This is a genomic window from Pantoea sp. Cy-640 (assembly GCF_011752635.1).
GTDB lineage: Bacteria > Pseudomonadota > Gammaproteobacteria > Enterobacterales > Enterobacteriaceae > Pantoea > Pantoea dispersa.
The window spans coordinates 237,055-260,250 of the sequence record NZ_VWXB01000001.1 but is presented as its reverse complement, the minus strand read 5'-3'; the positions used below and the strand labels follow the sequence as shown (position 1 = coordinate 260,250).

At 58.5% G+C, this 23,196-nt stretch carries 23 protein-coding genes; 2 read left to right on the top strand and 21 right to left on the bottom strand.

From position 1 onward, the window contains the following. Positions 1-6: 6 nt before the first annotated feature. The 18 genes from thiK to yceD form a co-directional block, all read right to left on the bottom strand. Positions 7-822, bottom strand: coding sequence for a thiamine kinase (thiK, locus tag F3J36_RS01245; RefSeq protein ID WP_166718684.1), 816 nt, complete (start codon positions 820-822; stop codon positions 7-9). Beyond that, positions 809-1,405, bottom strand: a complete 597-nt coding sequence (gene lpoB / locus F3J36_RS01240) for a penicillin-binding protein activator LpoB (protein ID WP_021506395.1) — start codon at positions 1,403-1,405, stop codon at positions 809-811. Before lpoB ends, thiK begins: the two co-directional genes overlap by 14 nt. A gap of 10 nt (positions 1,406-1,415) precedes the next feature. Next, positions 1,416-1,781, bottom strand: a complete 366-nt coding sequence (locus F3J36_RS01235) for a YcfL family protein (protein WP_021506396.1) — start codon at positions 1,779-1,781, stop codon at positions 1,416-1,418. 18 nt (positions 1,782-1,799) lie between these two features. Beyond that, complete coding sequence (gene hinT / locus F3J36_RS01230) at positions 1,800-2,150, bottom strand: purine nucleoside phosphoramidase (RefSeq protein ID WP_021506397.1); 351 nt, start codon at positions 2,148-2,150, stop codon at positions 1,800-1,802. A gap of 333 nt (positions 2,151-2,483) precedes the next feature. Beyond that, positions 2,484-3,917: a PTS glucose transporter subunit IIBC gene (gene ptsG, locus F3J36_RS01225; protein ID WP_021506398.1), complete on the bottom strand. Its 1,434-nt coding sequence runs from the start codon at positions 3,915-3,917 to the stop codon at positions 2,484-2,486. A gap of 286 nt (positions 3,918-4,203) precedes the next feature. After that, complete coding sequence (locus F3J36_RS01220) at positions 4,204-4,995, bottom strand: metal-dependent hydrolase (protein WP_088516472.1); 792 nt, start codon at positions 4,993-4,995, stop codon at positions 4,204-4,206. A gap of 17 nt (positions 4,996-5,012) precedes the next feature. Then, on the bottom strand, positions 5,013-6,002 hold the full coding sequence (gene holB, locus F3J36_RS01215; RefSeq protein WP_166718683.1) for a DNA polymerase III subunit delta': 990 nt from the start codon (positions 6,000-6,002) through the stop codon (positions 5,013-5,015). Continuing rightward, the gene (gene tmk, locus F3J36_RS01210; RefSeq protein ID WP_104092814.1) at positions 5,999-6,634 is read right to left on the bottom strand and encodes a dTMP kinase; all 636 of its coding nucleotides are present in this window, start codon (positions 6,632-6,634) and stop codon (positions 5,999-6,001) included. The genes holB and tmk overlap by 4 nt, the downstream gene beginning before the upstream one ends. Continuing rightward, a complete protein-coding gene (gene mltG / locus F3J36_RS01205; protein WP_166718682.1) occupies positions 6,624-7,643 on the bottom strand; it encodes an endolytic transglycosylase MltG in 1,020 nt (339 codons plus the stop codon). The genes tmk and mltG overlap by 11 nt, the downstream gene beginning before the upstream one ends. After that, positions 7,640-8,452 carry an aminodeoxychorismate lyase gene (gene pabC / locus F3J36_RS01200; protein ID WP_166718681.1) on the bottom strand — a complete coding sequence of 271 codons (813 nt, stop codon included), beginning with the start codon at positions 8,450-8,452 and terminating at the stop codon, positions 7,640-7,642. Before pabC ends, mltG begins: the two co-directional genes overlap by 4 nt. A gap of 123 nt (positions 8,453-8,575) precedes the next feature. Next, the gene (fabF, locus tag F3J36_RS01195) at positions 8,576-9,817 is read right to left on the bottom strand and encodes a beta-ketoacyl-ACP synthase II (protein WP_166718680.1); all 1,242 of its coding nucleotides are present in this window, start codon (positions 9,815-9,817) and stop codon (positions 8,576-8,578) included. 85 nt (positions 9,818-9,902) lie between these two features. Further along, complete coding sequence (acpP, locus tag F3J36_RS01190; RefSeq protein WP_010617251.1) at positions 9,903-10,139, bottom strand: acyl carrier protein; 237 nt, start codon at positions 10,137-10,139, stop codon at positions 9,903-9,905. Positions 10,140-10,292: 153 nt separating this feature from the next. Continuing rightward, complete coding sequence (gene fabG, locus F3J36_RS01185) at positions 10,293-11,027, bottom strand: 3-oxoacyl-ACP reductase FabG (RefSeq protein ID WP_021506405.1); 735 nt, start codon at positions 11,025-11,027, stop codon at positions 10,293-10,295. Positions 11,028-11,037: 10 nt separating this feature from the next. Further along, a complete protein-coding gene (fabD, locus tag F3J36_RS01180; RefSeq protein ID WP_058759472.1) occupies positions 11,038-11,970 on the bottom strand; it encodes an ACP S-malonyltransferase in 933 nt (310 codons plus the stop codon). Positions 11,971-11,986: 16 nt separating this feature from the next. Continuing rightward, positions 11,987-12,940 carry a beta-ketoacyl-ACP synthase III gene (locus F3J36_RS01175; RefSeq protein ID WP_166718679.1) on the bottom strand — a complete coding sequence of 318 codons (954 nt, stop codon included), beginning with the start codon at positions 12,938-12,940 and terminating at the stop codon, positions 11,987-11,989. Beyond that, the gene (gene plsX / locus F3J36_RS01170; protein ID WP_166718678.1) at positions 12,941-13,981 is read right to left on the bottom strand and encodes a phosphate acyltransferase PlsX; all 1,041 of its coding nucleotides are present in this window, start codon (positions 13,979-13,981) and stop codon (positions 12,941-12,943) included. A gap of 27 nt (positions 13,982-14,008) precedes the next feature. Then, on the bottom strand, positions 14,009-14,179 hold the full coding sequence (gene rpmF / locus F3J36_RS01165; RefSeq protein WP_016192161.1) for a 50S ribosomal protein L32: 171 nt from the start codon (positions 14,177-14,179) through the stop codon (positions 14,009-14,011). A 14-nt stretch (positions 14,180-14,193) separates the two neighbouring features. Beyond that, positions 14,194-14,715: a 23S rRNA accumulation protein YceD gene (gene yceD, locus F3J36_RS01160; RefSeq protein WP_058759469.1), complete on the bottom strand. Its 522-nt coding sequence runs from the start codon at positions 14,713-14,715 to the stop codon at positions 14,194-14,196. 143 nt (positions 14,716-14,858) lie between these two features. On the opposite strand from yceD, the gene F3J36_RS01155 reads away from it, so the two are divergent. Then, positions 14,859-15,440 carry a nucleoside triphosphate pyrophosphatase gene (locus tag F3J36_RS01155; protein ID WP_211072824.1) on the top strand — a complete coding sequence of 194 codons (582 nt, stop codon included), beginning with the start codon at positions 14,859-14,861 and terminating at the stop codon, positions 15,438-15,440. Between the two features lie 10 nt (positions 15,441-15,450). Here the strand turns inward: F3J36_RS01155 and rluC are convergent, their stop codons facing one another. Then, positions 15,451-16,410: a 23S rRNA pseudouridine(955/2504/2580) synthase RluC gene (gene rluC, locus F3J36_RS01150; RefSeq protein WP_166718676.1), complete on the bottom strand. Its 960-nt coding sequence runs from the start codon at positions 16,408-16,410 to the stop codon at positions 15,451-15,453. Positions 16,411-16,983: 573 nt separating this feature from the next. On the opposite strand from rluC, the gene rne reads away from it, so the two are divergent. Next, positions 16,984-20,274 carry a ribonuclease E gene (gene rne / locus F3J36_RS01145; RefSeq protein ID WP_166718675.1) on the top strand — a complete coding sequence of 1,097 codons (3,291 nt, stop codon included), beginning with the start codon at positions 16,984-16,986 and terminating at the stop codon, positions 20,272-20,274. Positions 20,275-20,455: 181 nt separating this feature from the next. Here rne and flgL read toward each other — a convergent pair whose 3' ends face one another. Then, positions 20,456-21,421 carry a flagellar hook-associated protein FlgL gene (flgL, locus tag F3J36_RS01140; protein WP_059010446.1) on the bottom strand — a complete coding sequence of 322 codons (966 nt, stop codon included), beginning with the start codon at positions 21,419-21,421 and terminating at the stop codon, positions 20,456-20,458. A 17-nt stretch (positions 21,422-21,438) separates the two neighbouring features. Beyond that, positions 21,439-23,082, bottom strand: coding sequence for a flagellar hook-associated protein FlgK (gene flgK, locus F3J36_RS01135; RefSeq protein ID WP_021506414.1), 1,644 nt, complete (start codon positions 23,080-23,082; stop codon positions 21,439-21,441). Positions 23,083-23,196 lie beyond the last annotated feature (114 nt).

Sequence of the window (23,196 nt, the reverse complement as noted above, 5' to 3'; positions counted from 1 at the left end):
CCTGAATTAAAGATCCTGCCAGCTGGCCTGCGCCAGCCGTTGCAATGTTTGGTCGTGGCTCTGCTCGGCGCGCAGCTGATACCAGCTGGCCATCAGCAGCTGCAGCCACGGCTGCCAGCGACGGCTTTGACGCCGCAGCGCCGTTGCCGACAGCCGCGCCTCGGCGGCATAGTCGGTTATCCAGTGATCGTGTTCAGCGCCATCCACCGCGCCGACAGCGGCCAGCTCCAGCGCCACGTCGCCATCCGCAGCATATTCCCAGTCAATTAAACGCAGGCCATCCGGCGTGGCAATCAGATTGCCAGAGTGGACGTCCATGTGCAGCGGTGCCAGCCGCAGCGGCGACGGTTCGCCGCGCTGCAGCAACTGGTTTAAGCGCCGCTGCCAGCGCCAGTGTCGCTGCTGACACAGCTGCCAGTAGCGCTGCAGCAGCGGCGCCAGCCGTAAGCGATAACCGGTCAGCGGCTGGTGATGCAGGCGCAGCAGCAGCGTCAGCACCGCTGCGCGTTGCGCGCTGAACTGATCCGGCGACAGCACCTCACCGGGCAGCCAGCGCTGCAGCAGCCACGGCGCCTGCCACGCCAGCGGCTGCGGCGCCAGCGCCGTGGCACGCAGCTGACGCAGGATGCGGTATTCGCGCTGGCGATCGACAAACGGGATGGGCTGTGGCGGCGTCCGGCGCGCCAGCAGATCGCCCTGATCGCTGCGTACCTGCACGCTGTTACCGCTCAGTCCTGGCAGCGCGAAAAAATGACCGGCAGCTTGCGCCGTCGGCCATTGTTGCTGAACCAGATGCTGCAGCCGGGGATCAGGGTTGTGCAACGCCGTTGCCCGACCAGATGATTTCGCCGGTCTGTACCAGCATCAGCTGCATTTGCAGCGCAGGGGCTTTCACATCGCCCTGCGCGTTGCTGTACAGCACATACTGCGCGTTGACGATGCGCGCCAGGCCAATCGCTTTGCTGCGCGAGTTGAGGCTATCCTCTGGCGACAGGCCGAGCGTTTGCTTCGCCTGATTAAGCTGATCGTTTGAGACCAGGCTGAACTTGCCGTTATTCGCCAGCGCGTTCTCAATCGCTGCCGTGGCTTTTTCCGTTTGCAGCGAGCCGTTGGTGCTGTTTTTGATGCGATCCACCAGCAGCACGCTGCCCGGATTGACGCCCGCCGACTGCACCATATTGGCGACTAACGGCTGGACGCTGGCGTTCCAGTTGATGGTTTTCAGCTTCGGCGGCTGCGGCACAGTTTGCGGCGGCGGCACCGGCTGCGCGGGTGGTTGCTCTGGCTGGGTTGGCGTGGTCGGCTGCGTCGGTTCAACCGGCGCCGGGGTTTGTTGTTTCACCACACAACCGGTGAGCATCAGCGCAAACAGTAGCGCGCCGGAACGTTGTACACTGCGAATCACAGGTTACTCCTCAAAGATAAAGATAGAGACGCACCTTGCTGGCGGTCGGGTTACCCATTTGCGAGGCCACTTCTACGCTGCCGTGCGCCGGTACGGTTTGAGTCTGCGCCGGCTCCTGCGGCTCAATCTCCAGCCCTTTGTCATCGTACCAGTAGAAACGATAGTGCACGGTGACCGGCGTTTCACGCAGATTTTGCAGCACGCTGGCGGCGCGCTGCTGGCCGTCACGGCTGGTCAGCGCAGGCTCATCGGTGATGATGCCCGCCGACAGTACGGCAGACTCCATCACCAGCGACTGGGAGGTGTTGATCATCGGCTTATCGCTGCTGCAGCCCACCAGGGTCAGCAACAGCAAGCCGCTCAGCCATTGACGCATCACAAGGTCCGCCTGAGGTTAGATGGCCAGCATCGGGCCCAGCGGCTGTCCGCCGACCAGGTGCATATGAATGTGGTAAACCTCCTGCCCACCGTGACGGTTGCAGTTGATGATCAGGCGATAGCCATCCTCGGCGATGCCTTCATCACGGGCAATTTTTGCGGCGGCGGTAACCATGCGGCCCAGCGCCTGCTCATGCGCCGCCTGTACATCGTTGGCGGTCGGAATCAGTACATTGGGGACAATCAATATGTGGGTAGGCGCTTTGGGCGCGATATCGCGGAAGGCGGTGACCAGTTCGTCCTGATAAACCACGTCGGCGGGAATTTCGCGACGAATGATTTTACTGAAAATGGTTTCTTCAGCCATGGTGCTGTTCCTTAAGCCTGAGTTCAGTCAGGCAGTATGCGTGAGGAATTCCGTTTCTTTCAACCTCAGGACCACTTTTCTTCATTAAATGGCTGCCTTTGCATCACTTTTTCACGCTGGCGCGGCGCGGCGGGCGGTTTCTGGCGGCGGTAAAATAAAAAACCCCTCGGATGAGGGGTTTTGTCGCACCGAAGTTGCAGTGCGGTGAAGCGGCGGCAGAGGAGTAAAGCGTCCCGCGACAGGGATGTCGCGGGCCGAGCCCCAGGGATGGTGTTGGCGTCTTTACGATCTGACGCCGCTTCACCGCACCGGCCCGGCCTGCCGTCATGTCACTTACATACTGCGGATATAATCATCCATCTCGGTTTTCAGGTTATCGGACTTGGTGCCGAAAATCGCCTGCACACCGGAACCGGCCACCACCACACCACGCGCGCCGAGGTTTTTCAGTTCAGCCTGATCCACCTTCGCTACGTCCGCCACGCTGACACGCAGACGGGTAATACAGGCATCAAGGTTAGTGATGTTCTCTTTGCCACCGAACGCAGTGACCAGCTTGCCCGCCATTTCACTGCCGGTCGCGCTGCTCTGCTCCATCGCCGTATCTTCACGACCCGGGGTTTTCAGATTCAGTTTTGCGATCAGCACGCGGAACACGGTGTAGTACACCAGACCGTAGATGATACCGACAATCGGGAACAGCCAGATTTTGCTGCTGTTGCCGCTCAGCACGATGAAGTCGATCAGACCGTGTGAGAAGCTGGTGCCATCACGCATGCCCAGCAGAATACAGATTGGGAACGCCAGGCCCGCCAGGATAGCGTGGATCACGTACAGGATCGGAGCCACGAACATGAACGAGAACTCGATCGGCTCGGTGATACCGGTCAGGAACGAGGTCAGCGCGGCGGAGATCATGATGCCGCCCACTTTGGCGCGGTTCTCAGGTTTAGCAGAATGCCAGATGGCGATTGCCGCAGCCGGCAGACCGTACATCTTGAACAGGAAGCCGCCAGACAGTTTACCGGCAGTCGGGTCACCCGCCATGTAGCGCGGAATGTCACCGTGGAAGACCTGACCAGCGGCGTTGGTGAATTCACCAATCTGCATCTGGAAAGGAACGTTCCAGATGTGATGCAGACCAAACGGCACCAGCGCACGCTCAACCACACCGTAAATACCGAACGCCACCACCGGGTTCTGATAGGCCGCCCACTGGGAGAAGTCCTGAATCGCGGTACCAATAGGTGGCCAGATGAAGGACAGCACCACACCGGTGAAAATCGCGGTCAGACCGGAAATGATCGGCACAAAGCGCTTACCGGCAAAGAAGCCGAGGTATTCCGGCAGCTTGATACGGTAGAAGCGGTTGAACATGTAGGCCGCAATCGAACCGGCAATAATGCCGCCCAGCACCCCGGTATCGGCGAGGTGTTTGGCTTCGATCTCGGCCGCCGGCAGATGCAGCACCAGCGGCGCGACCACAGCCAGGGTTTTCACCATAATGCCGTAGGCGACCACGGCGGCCAGCGCCGACACGCCGTCGTTATTGGTAAAGCCCAGTGCCACACCGATCGCAAAGATCAGCGGCATGTTAGCAAACACTGATCCACCCGCTTCGGCCATCACGTGGGAAACCACTTCTGGCAGCCAGCTGAAGTTAGCAGAACCAACACCTAACAAAATACCGGCAATCGGCAGAACCGATACTGGCAACATCAGCGATTTACCTACCTTTTGCAGGTTCGCAAATGCGTTCTTGAACATAGAAGCTCCTGAGTATGAGTGCATTTTTTAGCGCAGTGCGCATGGCAAAGGGGGAGGATCCTTAGCCGGGGTGACGCTGAGCGTCTTTTGATTTATTACGAAGGGTAAAATAAATGACGACACGTTACTTTGACGGCTATCACGTTTCACCAAACACAGCGCTGAAATTTCAGTCATTTCTTACTGACTTGCTGCTATAAACAGCAATAAATCACTGCCTGCGCCGCGAAACACGCAGCGCAGATGAGTGATTTCAGATTAATTACAGAGTTTGAAATAAAGCGCGTTAGCCGCCGAGTCGGCTCATCGGCACCTTAAACAGGCGGGAGAAGTTTTCCGTGGTGGCGGCCGCCAGGGTCGCAAGATCGACGCCCTTCACCACGGCCATATACTCAGCCACGTCGCGGGTGAAGGCAGGCTGATTTTCTTTGCCGCGATGCGGTACCGGCGCCAGATAGGGTGAATCGGTTTCAACCAGAATGCGATCCAGCGGTACATAGCGCGCTGCTTCGCGGATCTGTTCAGCGTTGCGGAAGGTCACAATGCCGGAGAAGGAGATGTAGAACCCGAGATCCAGCAGCTGCGCTGCCGTCTCTTTGTCTTCGGTGAAACAGTGCAGCACGCCGCCGCACCGCTCTACCTGCTCTTCACGCAGAATGGCCAGCGTGTCTTCGCGCGCATCGCGGGTGTGCACAATAATCGGCTTGTCCAGCGCAATGCCGGTGCGGATGTGCTCACGGAACGAGGCCTGCTGCTGCGCTTTGGTCTCCTGCTGGTAAAAATAATCCAGCCCGGTTTCGCCCAGCGCAATCACCTGCTCTTCCGCCGCCAGACGGCGAAACTCTTCCACGTCATACGGCGTTTCCTGATTGAGCGGATGCACGCCGCAGGCCAGCGCGATGTTATCGCGATCGCCGACCAGCTGTTTGATTTTGTAGTAATCCGGCAGCGTGGTGGCAATCGCCAGCATGAATTTCACATCCCGCGCCGCCGCTTTGGCAATCACGTCATCCAGATCGCGGTGCTGGGTTTCATAATCAAGGCCATCAAGATGGCAGTGCGAATCAACAATAAACATAGATCTCTCTTTTACCCTTAGCCGACCGTCGCGGGAGACAGCAAACGTCCCCAGGCAAGCAGACCGTCGGTCAGAATCAGTTCACGATTAAGCGCCGCCACGTGCAGCAGCTGCTCGCGACACTGCAGCCACTGCTGCACGCTGGCATTCAGCGCGCTGCTGCTGAACTGCTGCGCCAGCTGCGTCACCACGTCCGGGCGATCGCCATTACTCAGCCAGTTGCTGGCGCCCTGCTGCACTTTCATCGCATCCACCAGCAGCGAAAGCAGCCAGCCGAGGCGAACCGCCACATCGTCGCTGTTGAGCGCCGGCAACAGCTGCAGAATATCGCCGCTCAGTGCGCTGTTCAGGCTGTCGCACAGCGTTTGCCGTGCCTGCCAGCGGTCCGGCTGTAACAAGGCCAGCGCCGCAGCGGGTGCACCATTGCTCAGACGCAGCGCCGCGCGCAATATCGCTTCCGGCTGCGGCTGCTGTTTCTGCAGCCATTGCAGGCTGTGCGTCTCTTCCGGCGGCGAAAGATGCCATGTCATGCAGCGGCTGCGCAGCGTGGCCAGCAGTCGCGACGGCTCGCGCACGCTGAGGAAAAACCAGCAGTTGGCGGGCGGCTCTTCCAGCGTTTTCAGGAGCGCGTTGGCGGCGGCTTCGGTCAGTTGCGTTGCATCCGGCAGCCAGACAATTTTCGCGCCACCCTGCTGGGCAAAATGGTACAGCTTTTCACTGACGTCGCGAACCGCATCAATGCCGAGCGAGGCTTTCCCCTTTTCCGCTTCCAGCCGATACCAGTCCGGATGGGTTTGCGCCTGCATCAGCTGACAGCCGTGGCACTGACCGCAGCTTTTCAGTCCCTGCGGCTGCTGACACATCAGCCAGCGGCTGACGCCCCACACCAGCGCATCGTCGCCCATGCCGTCGATGGCCTGAATCAGCAGCGCATGATGTGCCTGTCCACTCTGATGGCGGGCAATGATCTGTCGGTACGACTGGTTCAGCCACGGATACCAGTTCATGCCGCCTGACCTGCCAGCCACTGACGCAGCACGGCCTTAAGTGACGCTGTCACATTCTCAATCGGTTGTGTCGCATCGATGGTTTTGATGGTTGGATCGGCAGCGGCCAGCGCCTGGTAGCGTTCGCGCGTGCGGGTAAAAAAGTTCAGCGACTCCTGCTCAATGCGATCCAGTTCGCCGCGCGCCCGGGCACGCTGCAGGCCAATCTCCGGCGTGACGTCGAGATAGAGCGTCAGGTCGGGACGAAAATCGCCCAGCACCGCATCGCGCAGCGTGGTCATCAGTTGAGTGTCGAGCCCGCGACCACCGCCCTGATACGCCTGCGACGAAAGATCGTGACGATCGCCCACCACCCAGGCACCGCGTGCCAGCGCCGGTTTGATGACGTTTTCAACCAGCTGCACCCGCGCCGCATACAGCATCAGCAGCTCGGCTTTATCACTCACCTGTTCGCCATCAATGCCCTGTTTCACCAGCACGCGCAGCTGTTCGGCCAAAGGCGTGCCGCCCGGCTCACGGGTAAAGACCACGTCTTCAATGCCCTGCTCATGCAGGACCGCAACCACCGCCTCACGCGCGGTGGTTTTGCCGGCGCCTTCCAGCCCTTCGATGACGATAAACTTACTTTTCATTTTTTTCCTTCATCGCCAGCCGGTAAACCTGCACGGCTTTATTATGACTGGCCAGATTGGTGGTAAAGGTGTGACCGCCTTTGCCATCCGCGACGAAATAGAGGTAATTGGTCTTCTCCGGATGGGCCGCCGCTTCCAGCGAGGCGCGCCCCGGCATGGCGATCGGTCCCGGCGGCAGACCGCTGATGGTATAGGTATTGTACGCGGTCGGGGTCTCAAGATCCTTGCGCGTCAGCGTACCGGTATAACTGTCGCCCATCCCGTAGATCACCGTGGGATCGGTCTGCAGTTTCATACCGGTGCGCAGGCGATTGATGAATACCGAGGCAACGCGCGCGCGCTCTTCGCTGACGCCGGTCTCTTTTTCGATAATCGACGCCATGGTGACCATCTGCTGCGGCGTTTTATACGGCAGACTGGCCATCCGCCCCTGCCAGATCTCATCCACCAGGTTGTTCATGCGCGCGTGCGCCCGCTCCAGCAGTGCCACATCGCTGGTGTTGGCAGTATACAGATAGGTATCCGGATAGAAACCGCCTTCCAGCTGGCTGACATCAAGCTTAAGCGCGGCCGCAACGCTGGCAAATTCATCATCTGGCAGCGTGTGTTTAAGGTATGGCGCTTTACGCAGCTCAGCCAGCCACTCTTTCAGCCGGGAACCCTCGACAAAGCGCAGCGGAAATTGCGCCTCTTTGCCGCTGGCCAGCAACTGCAGTAGCTGGCGCACCGTCATGCCGTTCTCAAGGCGATACGTCCCGGCTTTGAAGTTAGCCAGATCGGGCTCCAGCTTCAGCAACGGGCCAAACCAGATGCTTTGCGGAATGATGTGCTGGCTCTCCAGCTGCGCTTCCAGCACCACGCGACCGCTGCCGGCCGGCAGGGTGTACAGGGTTTCCTGGTGAATGGTTAATGGCGTCGCGGCAAAGCGTTCAATCTGCCAGTAGCTAAATGCGGCAGCCAGGCCAGCGATGACTACGGCGCCGGCAACTATTTTTTTCATTCGGGTCATGATGCTTCCATCGTCTGGCAACTGGCGAGCAGTTGCTGGTACAGCGTGCGTGCGGAAAAGGTGACGTCGTCAATTTGCCGCACGGGTAATACTGGCATCAGCGCGTTACAGATCACCACTTCATCGGCGCTTAACACCGCCGTTCGGCTGGCCTCCACCTGCTGGCAGTCGTGACCGGCCTGTGCCAGCTGCGCCAGCAGATAACGACGCATGATGCCATCAACGCCGGCCTGCGCGAGGCGCGGCGTGAAAATGGCCTCACCGCTGCGCCAGAATAAATTGGCCGCACAGCATTCCACTACCGTCCCGGCGGTGTCAAGCACCAGCGCTTCGTCAGCGTCGCACGCGTCCAGCTGCTGGCGAATCAGCACCTGCTCCAGCCGGTTAAGATGTTTGATGCCGGCCAGCAGCGGGTTCTGCGCCAGCCGCACCGTGCTGGTCACCAGCCGCGCGCCCTGCTGCTGCAGCGTGGCGTAGTGCTGTGGCCAGGGTGCGAGCGCGATGATACGCGTGGGTTGCGTGCAGCCGGCGCGACTGTAGCCGCGTCCGCCCGCGCCGGGCGTCAGGATCACTTTGAGCACTGCTTCGCGCTGGCCCGCCGCCGCGCGGCGCATCTCCTCCGCCAGTAAGGCGCGATCCGGCGCCGCCATCAGCAAACGCTGGCAGCCGTCCTGCAGACGCTGCAGATGCGCCTCCAGCAGCTGGATACGGCCCTCTTTGACTGCCGCGGTGGTGAAACAGCCGTCACCGAACTGCACCGCGCGGTCGCGGGCAGAAAGGGTGTCCTGTGCCACTCCGTTAATCCACATGCGCTTCTCCTCTGCCGCTGGCGTCAGCGTTGAATAGCACTGCGGCGCGTAACATTCCACGCCACTGCGTGACAAAATATAAAAAAGGCCCGCATTGCGGGCCTCTGTTCGGCTGGATAGCGCTTATACCTTGCGGAAGATCAGCGAGCCGTTGGTGCCGCCGAATCCAAAGGAGTTACACAGCGTGTACTCCAGTCCGCTGACCTGGCGCGCCGTGTGCGGCACAAAGTCCAGGTCGCAACCTTCGTCAGGATTGTCGAGGTTGATGGTGGGCGGAACCGCCTGGTCGCGCAGCGCCAGAATCGAATAAATCGCTTCTACCGCGCCCGCCGCACCCAGCAGGTGACCGGTCATCGACTTGGTCGAGCTGACCATCACGCTGTGCGCTGACGCACCAAACACCGACTTCACCGCCTGCGCTTCTGCTTTGTCACCGGCCGGCGTTGAGGTGCCGTGCGCGTTAACATAGCCAATCTGCGCCGGATCCAGCTGCGCGTCACGCAGCGCGTTGACCATCGCTGCGGCTGCACCTGAACCGTCTTCCGGTGGTGATGTCATGTGGTAAGCGTCGCTGCTCATGCCGAAACCAACGATTTCCGCATAAATCTTCGCACCGCGTTTTTTCGCGTGTTCGTACTCTTCCAGCACCACGATACCGGCACCGTCGCCCAGCACGAAACCGTCACGATCTTTATCCCACGGACGGCTCGCCGCCTGCGGATTATCGTTACGGGTAGAGAGCGCACGCGCCGCGCCGAAACCGCCTACGCCCAGTGGCGTACTGGCTTTCTCAGCACCGCCGGCCAGCATCACATCCGCGTCGTTATACGCGATGATGCGCGCCGCATGACCAATATTGTGCACGCCGGAAGTACAGGCGGTCGCAATCGAGATGCTCGGACCTTTCAGGCCGTACATGATGGTCAGGTGGCCAGCGACCATGTTAACGATGGTTGAAGGCACGAAGAATGGACTGATTTTGCGCGGACCGCCATTGACCAGCGAGGTATGGTTATCTTCGATCAAACCCAGACCGCCGATGCCGGAACCGATAGCCGCACCGATACGTCCGGCATTCTCATAAGTTACGACCAGACCGGAGTCCGCCATAGCCTGAATACCGGCCACAACGCCGTACTGGATGAAATCATCCATCTTGCGTTGATCTTTGCGCGAGATGTATTCATCGCAATTAAAATCTTTGACCAGACCCGCAAAACGCGTTGCGTAGGCACTGGTATCAAAATGGTCGATCAGGTTAATGCCGCTCTGACCGGCAAGGAGAGCACGCCAGGTAGACTCTACGGTATTGCCGACAGGAGACAACATGCCAAGACCGGTCACAACTACACGACGCTTAGACACGTTCGTCCTCCAGGGAGGGAAATAATGACGCTATGTGGGGCAAACATAAAACTCAGGCGGTCGAATGACCGCCTGAAGATATTCATTAACCTTTATGGTTATTGATATAGTCGATCGCTGCCTGAACGGTAGTGATTTTCTCAGCTTCTTCGTCTGGAATTTCAGTATCAAACTCTTCTTCCAGAGCCATTACCAGCTCAACGGTGTCAAGAGAATCTGCACCCAGGTCTTCAACGAAAGAAGCGCCGTTAACCACTTCGTCTTCTTTAACGCCCAGCTGCTCAGCTACGATTTTCTTAACGCGTTGTTCGATATCGCTCATACTATTTAATTTCCTATCAAAACTCGCTTTCGCGATGGTTTTCGTAGTGTATAAAATGTTGAAAAAGATGCAACAAAATCCCGGCTGGTCGAACCACGATTTTGCGTTATTCTGCGGTGTTTACCGCAGATAATGCAAATGATTTCGTGATTATCAGACCATGTACATGCCGCCATTGACGTGCAGCGTCTCACCCGTGATGTAGGCGGCTTCGTCAGAGGCTAAGAATGCAACAGCATTGGCAATCTCCTGCGGGTCGCCTAAACGACCTGCCGGCACTTCTGCCAGAATGCCCGAGCGCTGATCTTCGTTCAGTGCACGCGTCATGTCCGTCTCAATAAAGCCCGGAGCCACGACGTTTACGGTAATGCCACGTGACGCAACTTCTCGCGCCAGTGATTTGCTAAAGCCAATCAAACCTGCTTTTGCTGCCGCATAGTTTGCCTGACCCGCGTTACCCATGGTTCCAACTACCGAACCGATGGTAATGATACGGCCCACGCGCTTTTTCATCATGGCACGCATGACCGCCTTCGACAGGCGGAACACCGATGTCAGGTTGGTATCAAGGATATCCGCCCACTCATCGTCTTTCATGCGCATCAGCAGATTGTCACGCGTAATGCCTGCATTATTGACCAAAATGTCAACTTCGCCAAATTCGGCGCGAACTTTCTCGAGCACGCTCTCAATAGAGGCCGCATCGGTCACGTTCAGCAGCAGACCTTTGCCCTTGTCGCCGAGGTAAGCACTGATGGCTTCCGCGCCGCTTTCGCTGGTGGCAGTACCCACCACTTTTGCACCGCGTGCCGCCAGCGTTTCCGCGATGGCACGTCCGATACCGCGGCTGGCGCCGGTCACCAGCGCTACTTTACCTTCAAAGCTCATGATTTTCCTCTTATTCCTGGCCAAGCGCCGCAGCCAGTGACGACGGATCGTTCACCGCTGCAGCCGTCAGGCTGTCCACAATTCGTTTGGTCAGGCCGGTCAGCACTTTACCCGGACCGATTTCCAGCAGTTCAGTCACGCCCTGTGCAGCAATAAATTCAACCGCCTCAGTCCAGCGCACCGGGCTGTACAGCTGACGCACCAGCGCGCTGCGAATCGCCGCGGCGTCGCTTTCGCACTTAACGTCAACGTTATTGACCACCGGTACCGACGGTGCATTGAAGGTCACGCTTTCCAGCGCCACAGCCAGCTTATCCGCCGCAGGTTTCATCAGTGCGCAGTGTGACGGCACGCTGACCGGCAGCGGCAGCGCGCGCTTGGCGCCGGCCGCTTTACAGGCGGCACCGGCACGTTCAACCGCTTCTTTATTGCCGGCGATAACCACCTGACCCGGCGAGTTGAAGTTGACCGGCGAAACCACCTGGCCCTGCGCGCTCTCTTCACAAGCTTTGCGAATTGCCGCGTCGTCGAGACCGATAATCGCCTGCATGGCGCCCGTGCCTTCCGGCACCGCTTCCTGCATCAGTTTGCCGCGCAGTTCAACCAGCTTAATGGCGTCAGCAAAATTTAGCACGCCCGCACACACCAGCGCAGAGTATTCACCGAGGCTGTGTCCGGCCATCAGCGCGGGCTGTGCGCCATTTTTGCTCTGCCAGACGCGATAAATCGCGACCGAGGCTGCCAGCAGCGCCGGCTGGGTCTGCCAGGTTTTGTTCAGCTCTTCAGCCGGGCCCTGCTGGACCAGCTGCCATAAGTCATAACCCAGCGCGTCAGAAGCTTCACGGAAAGTGGCTTCAACCTGTGGATTTTCCGCTGCCAAATCGGCCAGCATGCCGACGGTCTGCGATCCCTGTCCCGGGAAAACAAAAGCAATTTGCGTCATCTTGCGTTCCTGTCAATCAAAGGCGAACCAGCGCCGAGCCCCAGGTGAAACCGCCACCAAAGGCCTCGAGCAAAATCAGGTGTCCGGGCTTGATGCGGCCATCACGTACCGCTTCGTCCAGCGCGCTTGGCACCGACGCTGCCGAGGTGTTGCCGTGTCGATCCAGCGTCACCACCACTTTATCCATGCCCATGCCGAGCTTTTTGGCGGTGGCGCTGATGATGCGCAGGTTGGCCTGATGCGGCACCAGCCAGTCAAGCTGTTCACGATCGAGATTATTCGCCTGCAGCGTTTCATCGACGATATGCGCCAGTTCAGTGACCGCGACCTTAAACACTTCGTTGCCGGCCATGGTGAGGTAAGCCGGCTCATCCTGATGCGCGCGATCCTGGTACGGCAGCGTCAGCAGCTTACCGTAGCGGCCATCGGCATGCAGATGCGTGGAGAGAATGCCCGCTTCTTCGCTTGCGCCGAGCACCACGGCACCCGCGCCATCACCAAACAGGATGATGGTGCCGCGATCGTCAGGATCGAGGGTGCGTGCCAGCACATCCGCGCCAATCACCAGCGCGTGCTTCACCGCACCGTTTTTGATGTATTGATCGGCCACGCTCAGTGCATAGGTAAAACCGGCACAGGCGGCGGCGAGATCGAAGGCGGCACAGTCGTTGATTTCCAGCATCTGCTGAATCATGCACGCTGAGCTCGGGAAGGCGTGGCTGGAAGAGGTTGTTGCCACGATGATCAGGCCAACGTCGCTGGCTGCCACGCCCGCCATCTCCAGCGCACGCTGGGCAGCGGTGAAGCCCATGCTGGCTACCGTTTCATCCGGTGCCGCAATGCGACGTTCACGAATACCGGTCCGGGTGACAATCCACTCGTCCGAAGTCTCCACCATTTTTTCCAGGTCCGCGTTGCTGCGAACCTGCTCAGGCAAATAGCTGCCCGTACCGATAATTTTGGTAAACATCTACGCTTTGTCACTCCTGGCTAATACAGCGTCAAGGCGCGCGGCAATTCTCTCGGGAACTTGCTTGCGCACCGCCTGCTCTGCCTGTTCTATCGCCACGGCAAACGCGCGTTGATTCGCCGCGCCGTGGCTCTTGATCACTGTCCCGCGCAATCCTAACAGACAAGCGCCATTGTACTGGTCGGGGTTGAGATGACCGAAACGTTTAGCCAGACGCTTTTGGATCCAGCGTCCCAGCCATTTCAGCCACCAGGCCCGTTTTTTTCCTTCACCTGACGATTTGAGCAGAGAAAGAAACATTCTTACCACGCCTTCCATGGTCTTCAACGTGACATTACCCACGAAGCCATCACAGACCAGCACATCCGTCTTGCCGGTGAGGAGATCGTTCCCCTCAAGGTAACCAATATAGTTGATCTGCGGCGAGGCCCGCAGCACCGCCGATGCGGCGCGGATCGTCTCCAGCCCCTTCGTCTCTTCCTGACCGATGTTGAGCAGCGCGACGCGCGGCTGGCTGATTTCCAGCACTTCTTCCGCCATCACCGCACCCATCACTGCAAACTGCACCAGCATTTCACTGCCGGAATCAACGTTAGCGCCCAGATCCAGCACCACCGTCTTGCCGTGCTGCTGATGCGGCAGCACGGTCATCAACGCCGGACGCTCAATGCCATCCAGCGGCTTCAGTAATAATTTTGCCAGGCCCATCAGCGCACCGGTATTGCCGGCACTGACGCACGCCTGCGCTTTCCCCTCTTTCACCAGCTCTAACGCCACGCGCATGGAGCTGCCGCGGCTGTTACGAATCGCCTGCGAGGGTTTGGCATCACTTGCAATAACCGATTCGGCAGGGATTACCTGCACACGCCCCAGTAACGAGGAATCCGCTTTGGCAAGAAATGACGAGATGATGTCGGGATCGCCGACCAGAAGAAGAACCAGCTGCGAATGAGAGGCCAGTGCCTGCAAGGCTGCAGGCACTGTCACGCAGGGACCGAAGTCCCCGCCCATGGCATCAACTGCCAGGGTCAAACGTGTCAAGGTATCGCCTTGCGTAACCGCAAAGAATTACTTGGTGATAACCTTGCGACCGCGGTAGTAACCATCCGCAGTGATATGGTGACGCAGATGAGTTTCACCAGAAACTTTATCTACTGACAGAGTGGTAGTGGTCAGCGCATCGTGCGAACGACGCATACCACGCTTAGAACGGGTTGGTTTATTCTGTTGTACGGCCATGGACCTTACTCCTATTACTTACGCTTTAAACTGGCTAATACGGCAAATGGGTTTGGTTTTTCCGCCTCTTCAGGCAGCTGGCCAAAGACCATGTCCGCGTCGGACACTTCACAGTGTTCAGAATCATGCACCGGAACGACCGGCAGTGCGAGGATGAGTTCATCTTCGATCACCGCCAGCAGGTCGATTTCACCGAAATCGTTGACATCGACCGGCTCGTAGGCTTCCGGCAGTGCCTCGGCCTGCTCATCAGAAGAGACAGGACTGAAGCAATAGCTTACGTGCACAGCATGCGGGAACGGTTGGTTGCAGCGTTGACATAACAACGTTACCTGCACATCGGCTGTTCCTTGCAGAACCGCGAGGCGCTGGTTGTCAACCGCAAACGACATGGCACATTCCACATCACTGTCCACACTCACGACCGTTTCGGCCAGGCGCGCCACCAATTCAGGTGCGTAAACACCGTGATAATCCAGGCGTTTTTGCGCGGCGCGGACCGGATCGAGCGTCAGGGGTAATTTTACCTTTTGCATAGGGCGCGCATATTAACTTTGTAACGTCATAGAGTCAAAGAAAAAGGCCGGTTTACAGCATCTTTCACCCGTTAGTCGCATCCAGTGCGGCGCATAGTTTAAAATGCCTGTCATCTTTACGCTATCACTTCTGCAAAAAAATGATGACACCGCTGGTTTTAGCCTCAACCTCTCCGTTCCGTCAGGCGCTGCTGCGCAAGCTCGGCCTGCCGTTTATCACTGCCGCCCCTGAAAGCGATGAAACGCCGCTGCCGGGAGAAGCCGCGCCGCAGCTGGTGCAGCGGCTGGCCATTGCCAAAGCGCAGGCGCTGGCCGCGCGCTATCCTGCGCACTGGATCATTGGGTCCGATCAGGTCTGTGTACTGGACGGTCGCATCGCCGGCAAGCCGCATACCGCAGAGAACGCCTGCCAGCAGCTGGCGCTGGCGAGCGGCAAAGCCATTACCTTTTATACCGGCCTGGCGCTGATTCACCCCGTCAGCGCGCAGCAGCATGTGCTGTGTGAACCCTTTACCGTGCATTTTCGGCAACTGAGCGCGGCAGAGATCGCGCGCTACGTCGAGCTGGAGCAGCCGCTGCAGTGCGCCGGCAGTTTCAAAAGTGAGGGACTGGGGATTTGTCTGTTCGAACGGCTGGAGGGGCGCGATCCCAATAGCCTGATTGGCTTACCGCTGATCGCGCTGAATGGCCTGCTAATGCAGGCGGGCATCAACCCGCTGGGCTGATGCCACGCTCTCAGGCTTTTTTCTGCTGGCGCAGCTGGGACAGGCAGTGCTTCAGTGCCTTATCCAGCGGCGCTTCCATACGCAGGCTTTCGCCGGTGTTGGGATGGGTAAACGTCAGCGCGGCAGCATGCAGGAACAGCCGCGCCAGACCGGTTGGTGCCAGCTGGCGATCGAATTCGCGATCGCCATAGCGATCGTCAAAGGCTATCGGGTGCCCGCCATGCAGGGTATGCACGCGAATCTGATGCGTACGTCCGGTCACCGGACTGGCTTTAACTAATGTCGCCAGGCCAAAACGTTCTTCAACTTTAAAGCGCGTTTCTGACGGCTTGCCCTCGGCGCTGATCCGCACCACGCGCTCGCCGCTTTGCAGAATGTTTTTCAGCAGCGGTGCCTGCACCACTTTCAGGTGCGATGGCCAGTCGCCGCGCACCAGCGCCAGATAATCCTTCTGCATGCCCTTCTCACGCAGCTGCTCGTGCAGCGAACGCAGCGCCGAGCGCTTCTTCGCCACCAGCAAAATGCCGGACGTGTCACGATCGAGACGGTGCACCAGTTCAAGGAAACGCGCCTCCGGGCGCAGCGCGCGCAGCCCTTCAATCACGCCGAAGCTCAGCCCGCTGCCGCCGTGCACCGCGGTGCCGGACGGTTTGTTCAGCACCAGCAGATAATCGTCTTCATACAGAATGCACGACTCCAGCGCCGCCACTTTATCCAGTTTGGGCGACACCGCCTGCTCTTCACGCTCGGCCACGCGCACCGGCGGCACGCGCACTTCGTCGCCGTCTTCCAGCTTATATTCAGGTTTTACGCGTTTCTTATTCACCCGCACCTCGCCTTTACGCAGGATGCGGTAAATCATGCTTTTTGGCACCCCTTTCAGCTGGGTGCGCAAAAAGTTATCAATGCGTTGACCGGCATTTTCAGCCGTGATGGCGACAAACTGTACGCCGGGATTCTCTGTTTTCATGGCGGCGATTCTAAATAGTGTCCCCGGATAGCGCCACCCCTTTTTCTGTGCTTAACTCTGACTTTATCGCCGCGTTACGCGGCCAGAATGCTGGCTTTTTCAACGATGCGATGATTACCCCTGCAAATGAACAGGTTAAGGATGAACAAACTTCACAGCTCGGTAAAAGTCGCCTTGCTATAAGTTGCTAAGCAATGGAATAATGCAGAGGTTTCTGTCCTGGAAAGAGTCAGGCAGGAAAAAGAGCGAAATTAAGGTATTTTGCCGGATGAAACGGACACGCAGCAATGGCGTAAGACGTGATGTTTAATCAGGCACTTAGCGGGCTGCGGGTTGCGGCCTGGACGACAGACTGGGATGTGTGGATTTTTGAATACTCTGTAGCACTTCCACCTTCAGGCGCTGGTTTTCCTTATGAAAAACAGGCCACCGACAAGATTTGCGCCCCTTTAGCCGCCGACAACCGTGAGGTTGACGTCAGTGCATGCAGACACGGGGCCATCGGTTGATTCTCGTCCAGGGTAACGATGCCCGCAGCTTTATCACTCATGTGAGAATAACGAGTAAGTCACGATGAAAAGAATGTTAATCAACGCAACTCAGCAGGAGGAGTTGCGCGTTGCCCTTGTTGACGGACAACGTCTGTACGATCTGGATATCGAAAGCCCCGGACACGAGCAGAAAAAAGCCAACATCTACAAAGGTAAAATCACCCGTATTGAACCCAGCCTCGAAGCTGCGTTTGTTGATTACGGTGCCGAGCGTCACGGTTTCCTCCCTCTGAAAGAAATTTCCCGCGAATACTTCCCTGCTAATTACAACGCGCATGGCCGTCCGAACATCAAAGATGTGCTGCGTGAAGGCCAGGAAGTGATCGTACAAATCGATAAAGAGGAGCGCGGTAATAAAGGGGCAGCACTGACCACCTTTATTTCGCTGGCCGGTAGCTATCTGGTGCTGATGCCCAACAACCCGCGCGCCGGCGGCATTTCCCGCCGTATCGAAGGTGACGACCGTACCGAGCTGAAAGAGGCGCTGTCAGCGCTGGAGCTGCCGGACGGCATGGGCTTGATCGTGCGTACCGCTGGCGTCGGCAAATCTGCCGAATCGCTGCAGTGGGACCTCAGCTTCCGTCTGAAGCACTGGGAAGCCATCAAAAAAGCCGCAGACAGCCGCCCGGCACCGTTCCTGATTCATCAGGAAAGTAACGTGATTGTGCGCGCCTTCCGCGACTACCTGCGTCAGGATATCGGTGAAATCCTTATCGATAACCCGAAAGTGCTGGAGCTGGCGCGTCAGCACATCGCCGCGCTCGGTCGTCCGGACTTCAGCAGCAAAATCAAACTGTACACCGGTGAAATTCCGCTGTTCAGCCATTACCAGATCGAATCGCAGATTGAATCGGCGTTCCAGCGCGAAGTGCGTCTGCCGTCCGGCGGTTCTATCGTTATCGACAGCACCGAAGCGCTGACCGCCATCGATATCAACTCCGCCCGCGCGACACGCGGTGGTGATATCGAAGAGACCGCCTTCAACACTAACCTGGAAGCCGCCGACGAGATTGCCCGTCAGCTGCGTCTGCGCGACCTCGGTGGTCTGATTGTTATCGACTTCATCGATATGACGCCTGTGCGCCATCAGCGCGCCGTGGAAAACCGTCTGCGTGAAGCGGTACGTCAGGATCGGGCGCGTATCCAGATCAGCCACATTTCACGCTTTGGTCTGCTGGAGATGTCGCGTCAGCGCCTCAGCCCGTCACTGGGTGAGTCCAGCCATCACGTCTGCCCGCGCTGTAGCGGTACCGGCACCATTCGTGATAACGAATCGCTGTCGCTGTCGATCCTGCGTCTGATTGAAGAAGAAGCGCTGAAAGACAACACCAAAGAAGTGCACGCCATTGTGCCGGTTCAGGTGGCCTCTTACCTGCTGAACGAAAAACGTGAAGCGGTCAGTGCCATTGAGAAACGTCAGGGCGGCGTGCGTGCCATCATCGTGCCAAACGATCAGATGGAAACGCCGCACTACTCGGTGCTGCGCGTGCGCAAAGGTGAAGAGACGCAAACCCTCTCCTATCACCTGCCGAAACTGCATGAAGCTGAGATGGCGCTGCCTTCGGAAGAAGAGCACGCTGAGCGTCGTCGTCCGGAGCAGCCAGCACTGGCCGCCTTCGTGATGCCGGATGCACCACCGGCTCCGGTTGAAGTGGGCGAAGAGAGCCAGCCGGCAGCGGTTGACGTCAAAGCCAAACCGGCGGTCGCAGCACCCGCGACGGTCAGCACCGGTTTTGTTGCGCGCCTGCTGGGTGGCCTGAAAAAACTGTTTGCTGGTGATGCGCCCGCCGCAGCCCCTGCTGAAGAGAAGACCGAAGCGAAAACGGCTGACGGTGAGAATACGCAGCAGCGTGGTGAGCGTCGTAACAATCGCCGCAACAACAACAATCGCCGCGAGCGCACGCCGCGTAACGGTGAGCATGCGCAGAGCCGTGAAGGCCGTGAGCCACGTGAAGCGCGCGAGCCGCGGGAACCCCGTGAGCCTCGTGAAGCCCGCGAGCCACGCGATCAGGATAACCGCCGTAACAAGCGTCAGAATGACGCGCGCGGCGAGCGTCCGGCGCTGACTGAAGAGCAACTGCAGCAGCGTGATGAGCAGCAGCAACAGCGTCGCGAACAGCGTGCTGAGCGCCAGCGTCGTCGTCAGGAAGAGAAGCGTGCGCAGCAGGAACCGCAGGTTGCTGAGCAGGTGCCTGTTGTTGATAGCGTTGATGACAGCGTTGCGCAGGAAGACGAACGCGTTCAGGTTATGCCGCGTCGCAAACAGCGCCAGCTCAGTCAGCGCGTGCGCGTAGGTGACAACGCTGAGGCGATGCCTGCTGAGCTGCCTGCCGCTGCCGTTACTGAAGCGGTGCAGGAAAACAGCCAGCGCGCCCAGCTGAAAGAGCAAGCCGAAACCGCTCAGGATGAGCAGGATGACAGCGAGAACCGTGACGGGGCCAACATGCCGCGCCGTTCACGTCGCTCACCGCGTCATCTGCGCGTCAGCGGTCAGCGTCGTCGTCGCTATCGTGACGAGCGTTACCCTACGCAGTCTGCGATGCCGCTGGAAACAGCAGCTGCCTCACCAGAGATGGCGTCAGGTAAAGTGTGGATCACCTATCCGGTCACGCAGACTCACGAGCACTTCACTTCTAACCAGGCGCTGAACGAAATGCCAGACTATGGCTATCAGGATGCCGCGCCGGCGGAAGAACTGCCTGTGGCTGTCGAAGCCGCAGCTGTGGCACAGCCAGAAACGTCAGCGCCAGAAGTGGTGCATCAGGCTGAACCGCAGGAGCACACTGAGGTGCCGGTGGTGAATACTGATGACCTGACGCCAGTGGCGGCACCGGTTGATCACCAGCCAGCAGTGATTTCCGCAGCCGATGAAGCGGTTGCACAGGAAACCGCAGCAGAAGCGCAACCGGCTGTTACGCCTGCCGAAGAGACGCCGCCAGTGGTTACCGAAGTGGTTACCGAAGCGGTTAGCGCAGCGGAACAGGCTCCGATCGAGGTGTCACCCGCAGTCGAAGCGCAGGTAGAAGAGGTGCTGTCCGCACCGGTAGCGGCCGAAGAGCCTGTCGCGCCAGTGACCGAACCGCACGCACCGGTTGCCGCCCGTGATACCGGGGTCAGCCATGCTGAGACCCGCTTCAAGCATCACGCTACGGCACCGATGACCAAAGCACCGGCACCGGCATGGGAACCTGAGCCCGTGCGTCACAGTGACTGGGTCCGTCCGGCCTTCAACTTCGAAGGACGCGGTTCAGCCGGCGGTCACAGCGCCACGCATCAGGCTACCGCACCGGCTACCCGTCCGGAAAGCGCGTAAGTCTCTGCTGTAGAGCACTACCGTCTCCAAACCCCGGCTGGTCCGGGGTTTTTTATTGCCCGCATTCTCCCCTCCCACCTGACTGAACACTCTGAATAAAAGCCAAAAAAAATCCCACGGCCCTCGCAGGCAGTGGGAAAAACTAAGCGTACCCGGTTTAAGTACGCTCAAATAGTCAGGTTTATTTATTCATCTGGAACAGCGACATCTTCGACATATCGCTAAAGGTGGTGTACGACGCCTGCAGCAGCTGCTGCTGCATGGTGTAGGTAGAAATGGCTTCGGTGTAATCGACGTTAACCAGCGTGCTCATCTGATCTTTCAGCGTCACCTTGCGGTCGTCACCTTTTGCATCCAGCGTATCCAGTTCGTCCAGCTGGGTACCAATCTCAGAACGCACCGCCAGCACGTTGTTCAGCGAGTTACTGAAGCCACGGTTGGCCTTGTCCATCGCCGCGCTGAAGGTCTGTTTAGTGGCATCGTCAGCGTCATTCTGCGGCACTTTCAGCGCCGCAATGGCGTCATCCAGCATATCGAACAGGTTAGTCTGGCTGGCGCTGCCATCCGGCTCCGGCTTGGCGTTGCTGGTCAGCTGGTCAAAAATCGAATTACCGGTATGGCCCACCGTCATGGTGCGTTCGCTGTCGACTTTCTGGGTGATCGCGTCGCTGCCACCGCTATAGATGATTTTACCGCTGGCATCTTCGGTGAACGGCGGCTTGTCGGACGCATAGCCGGCAAACAGGTAGCGGCCGTTCCCGTCTTTGCTGTTGGCCAGGTTGAGCAGCTGCGAGCGAATGCCCTCCAGCTGGGTAGCATAAGACGCGCGGTCATCGTCACTCAGCGAGCCGTTACCGGCGCTGATCAGCGTGGATTGCGCCGACTGAATCGCCGTCGTGACATCACTCAGCGTGCTCTCTTCCAGCGACAGTCCCTGATTCGCGAACGAACGCGCCAGCGCGAACTGGCTGTCGCGCGCCTGCGTCTGCGACAGCACCACGGCGCGCGAAGCGGCGATCGGATCGTCAGACGGATTGGTCACGCGGCGACCGGTTGACAATTGTTCACCCGCTTTCAGCCAGGAGGATTGCGCATCAGTGACGCCGCGCACCTGCTGGTCGAAAATCATATTGGTACTGAGTCTCATCGGTCAGGCCTCCCGTATTAACCGCGAATGCTCATCAGAGCATCGAAAATGGTATTGGCGGTTTGCAGTACCTGCGCGTTCGCCATGTAAAATTGCTGATATTTGCTCAGGTTGGCGTACTCTTCGTCGAGGTTTACGCCAGAAACCGACTGCTGACGTTCGGTCAGCTGCGTCACCACGCCCTTCTGGGTGGTAGCGGCGGTTTCGAGGTTTTTGGTTTTGTTGCCAACGGTGCTGACCAGGCTGGCATAACCCTGCGCCAGCGTGGCGTTACCGTTAATCAGTTTGGCATCCTGCAGGTCCAGCAGCTTTTGCGCGTTACGGTTATCGCTGGCGCCACCCGCAGCCGAAGCTGCCGCGATCTGCGATTCACTGGTGATAGCCACTGACATGCCGCTAATCACATCCTGCACCGGTTTGACCAGGAAGCTGTCTTTGGCGTTAGCCGTTCCATTTACCGTTAATGACAGTCCGTCAAAGCTCATGGTGGTATTGCCGGCACCGTCGCTGCCCATGGTCGGCGTCACTTTCACGTTGTCCGAAAGACGCGTCACCGACCAGTTGCTGCCGTCATAGCTCACGCTGTAGTTAGAGGCTTTCATCGCCCCGGTATCGGTCCAGCTGGCACTGACGGTAGCGGCAGAGGTGTTTTTGCTGTTGGTCACCACTGTCGGGCTACCAATATTGAAGAAGTTGATGCCGGTGTTGCCTTTGCTGTCATAGCCCTGGCTGTGCACCTGGTTGAAGCTGGTGGTGAATGCCGCTGCCAGCTGCCCGAGCTGGTTCTGCGCGTTATCCAGATCCTGGGTACGGAACGCCAGCAGGCCCCCGAGCGAACCGGTGGTCAGCGTTTTTTCCGGGATCTCAACGTTACCGGCCTGCTTATCGACATAGCCCACGGTAATGCGCGACGCATCGCTGCTGGAAGGCATGGCGATCAGCGAGGTGGTTTTGCTGCCGTTGACCAGCGTGGTGTTGCCCATCGAGACGATGTAGTTACCGTCCTGCTGCGACACGTTCACGCCGACCAGGCCATTCAGGTTATTGACCAGCTGATCGCGCTGATCGAGCAGGTCGTTAGGCGCAGAGCCGCCGCCGGTGGTCAGCTTGGCGATCTGCGTGTTAAGATCGGCAATCTGGCTGGAGTAGGTGTTGATCTGCTCGACGCTGGCTTTGATGTCCGTATTGACGCTGTTTTGCATGCTGGTCAGATACTGTGCGGTAGTCTGGAACTGGTTTACCAGTCCCTGCGCATAGCTCAGCATAGACTGGCGCGCAGAAGGATCGTCCGCGTTACTCACCACGTTCTGCACGTTAGTGAAAAAGCTCTGAATCGAGTCAGACAGGCTGGTGGTCGACGTCGACAGCAGATCATCAATATTCGAAATCTGGTTGTACTGTGAATTGACCGCGCTGTAGTTGGCGCTGTTACCGCGCAACTGGGCGGTAATAAACTCATCGTATTCACGCTGCACGCCGGTCACATTGACGCCGTTGCCATAATAGTTGCTGCCCTGCAGCGTGCTGTTGGCCTGCGACAGCAAAATCGTCTGGCGCGAATAACCGGCCACGGTGTAATTACTGATGTTGTTACTGGTGGTGCTTAATGCGGCCTGTGCGGCGCTCAGCCCGCTCATCGCGGAGTTAATTATGCTGGACATCTCGGTTCCTTTTTCCCGTTAACCGGGCTGGCAGTCATCAGTGCGATTGCGCGGGCCACAACGCCCGCGGCATGTGAAGGTTATCGGCGTGCTTAAGCGAAACTTGAGCGGAAA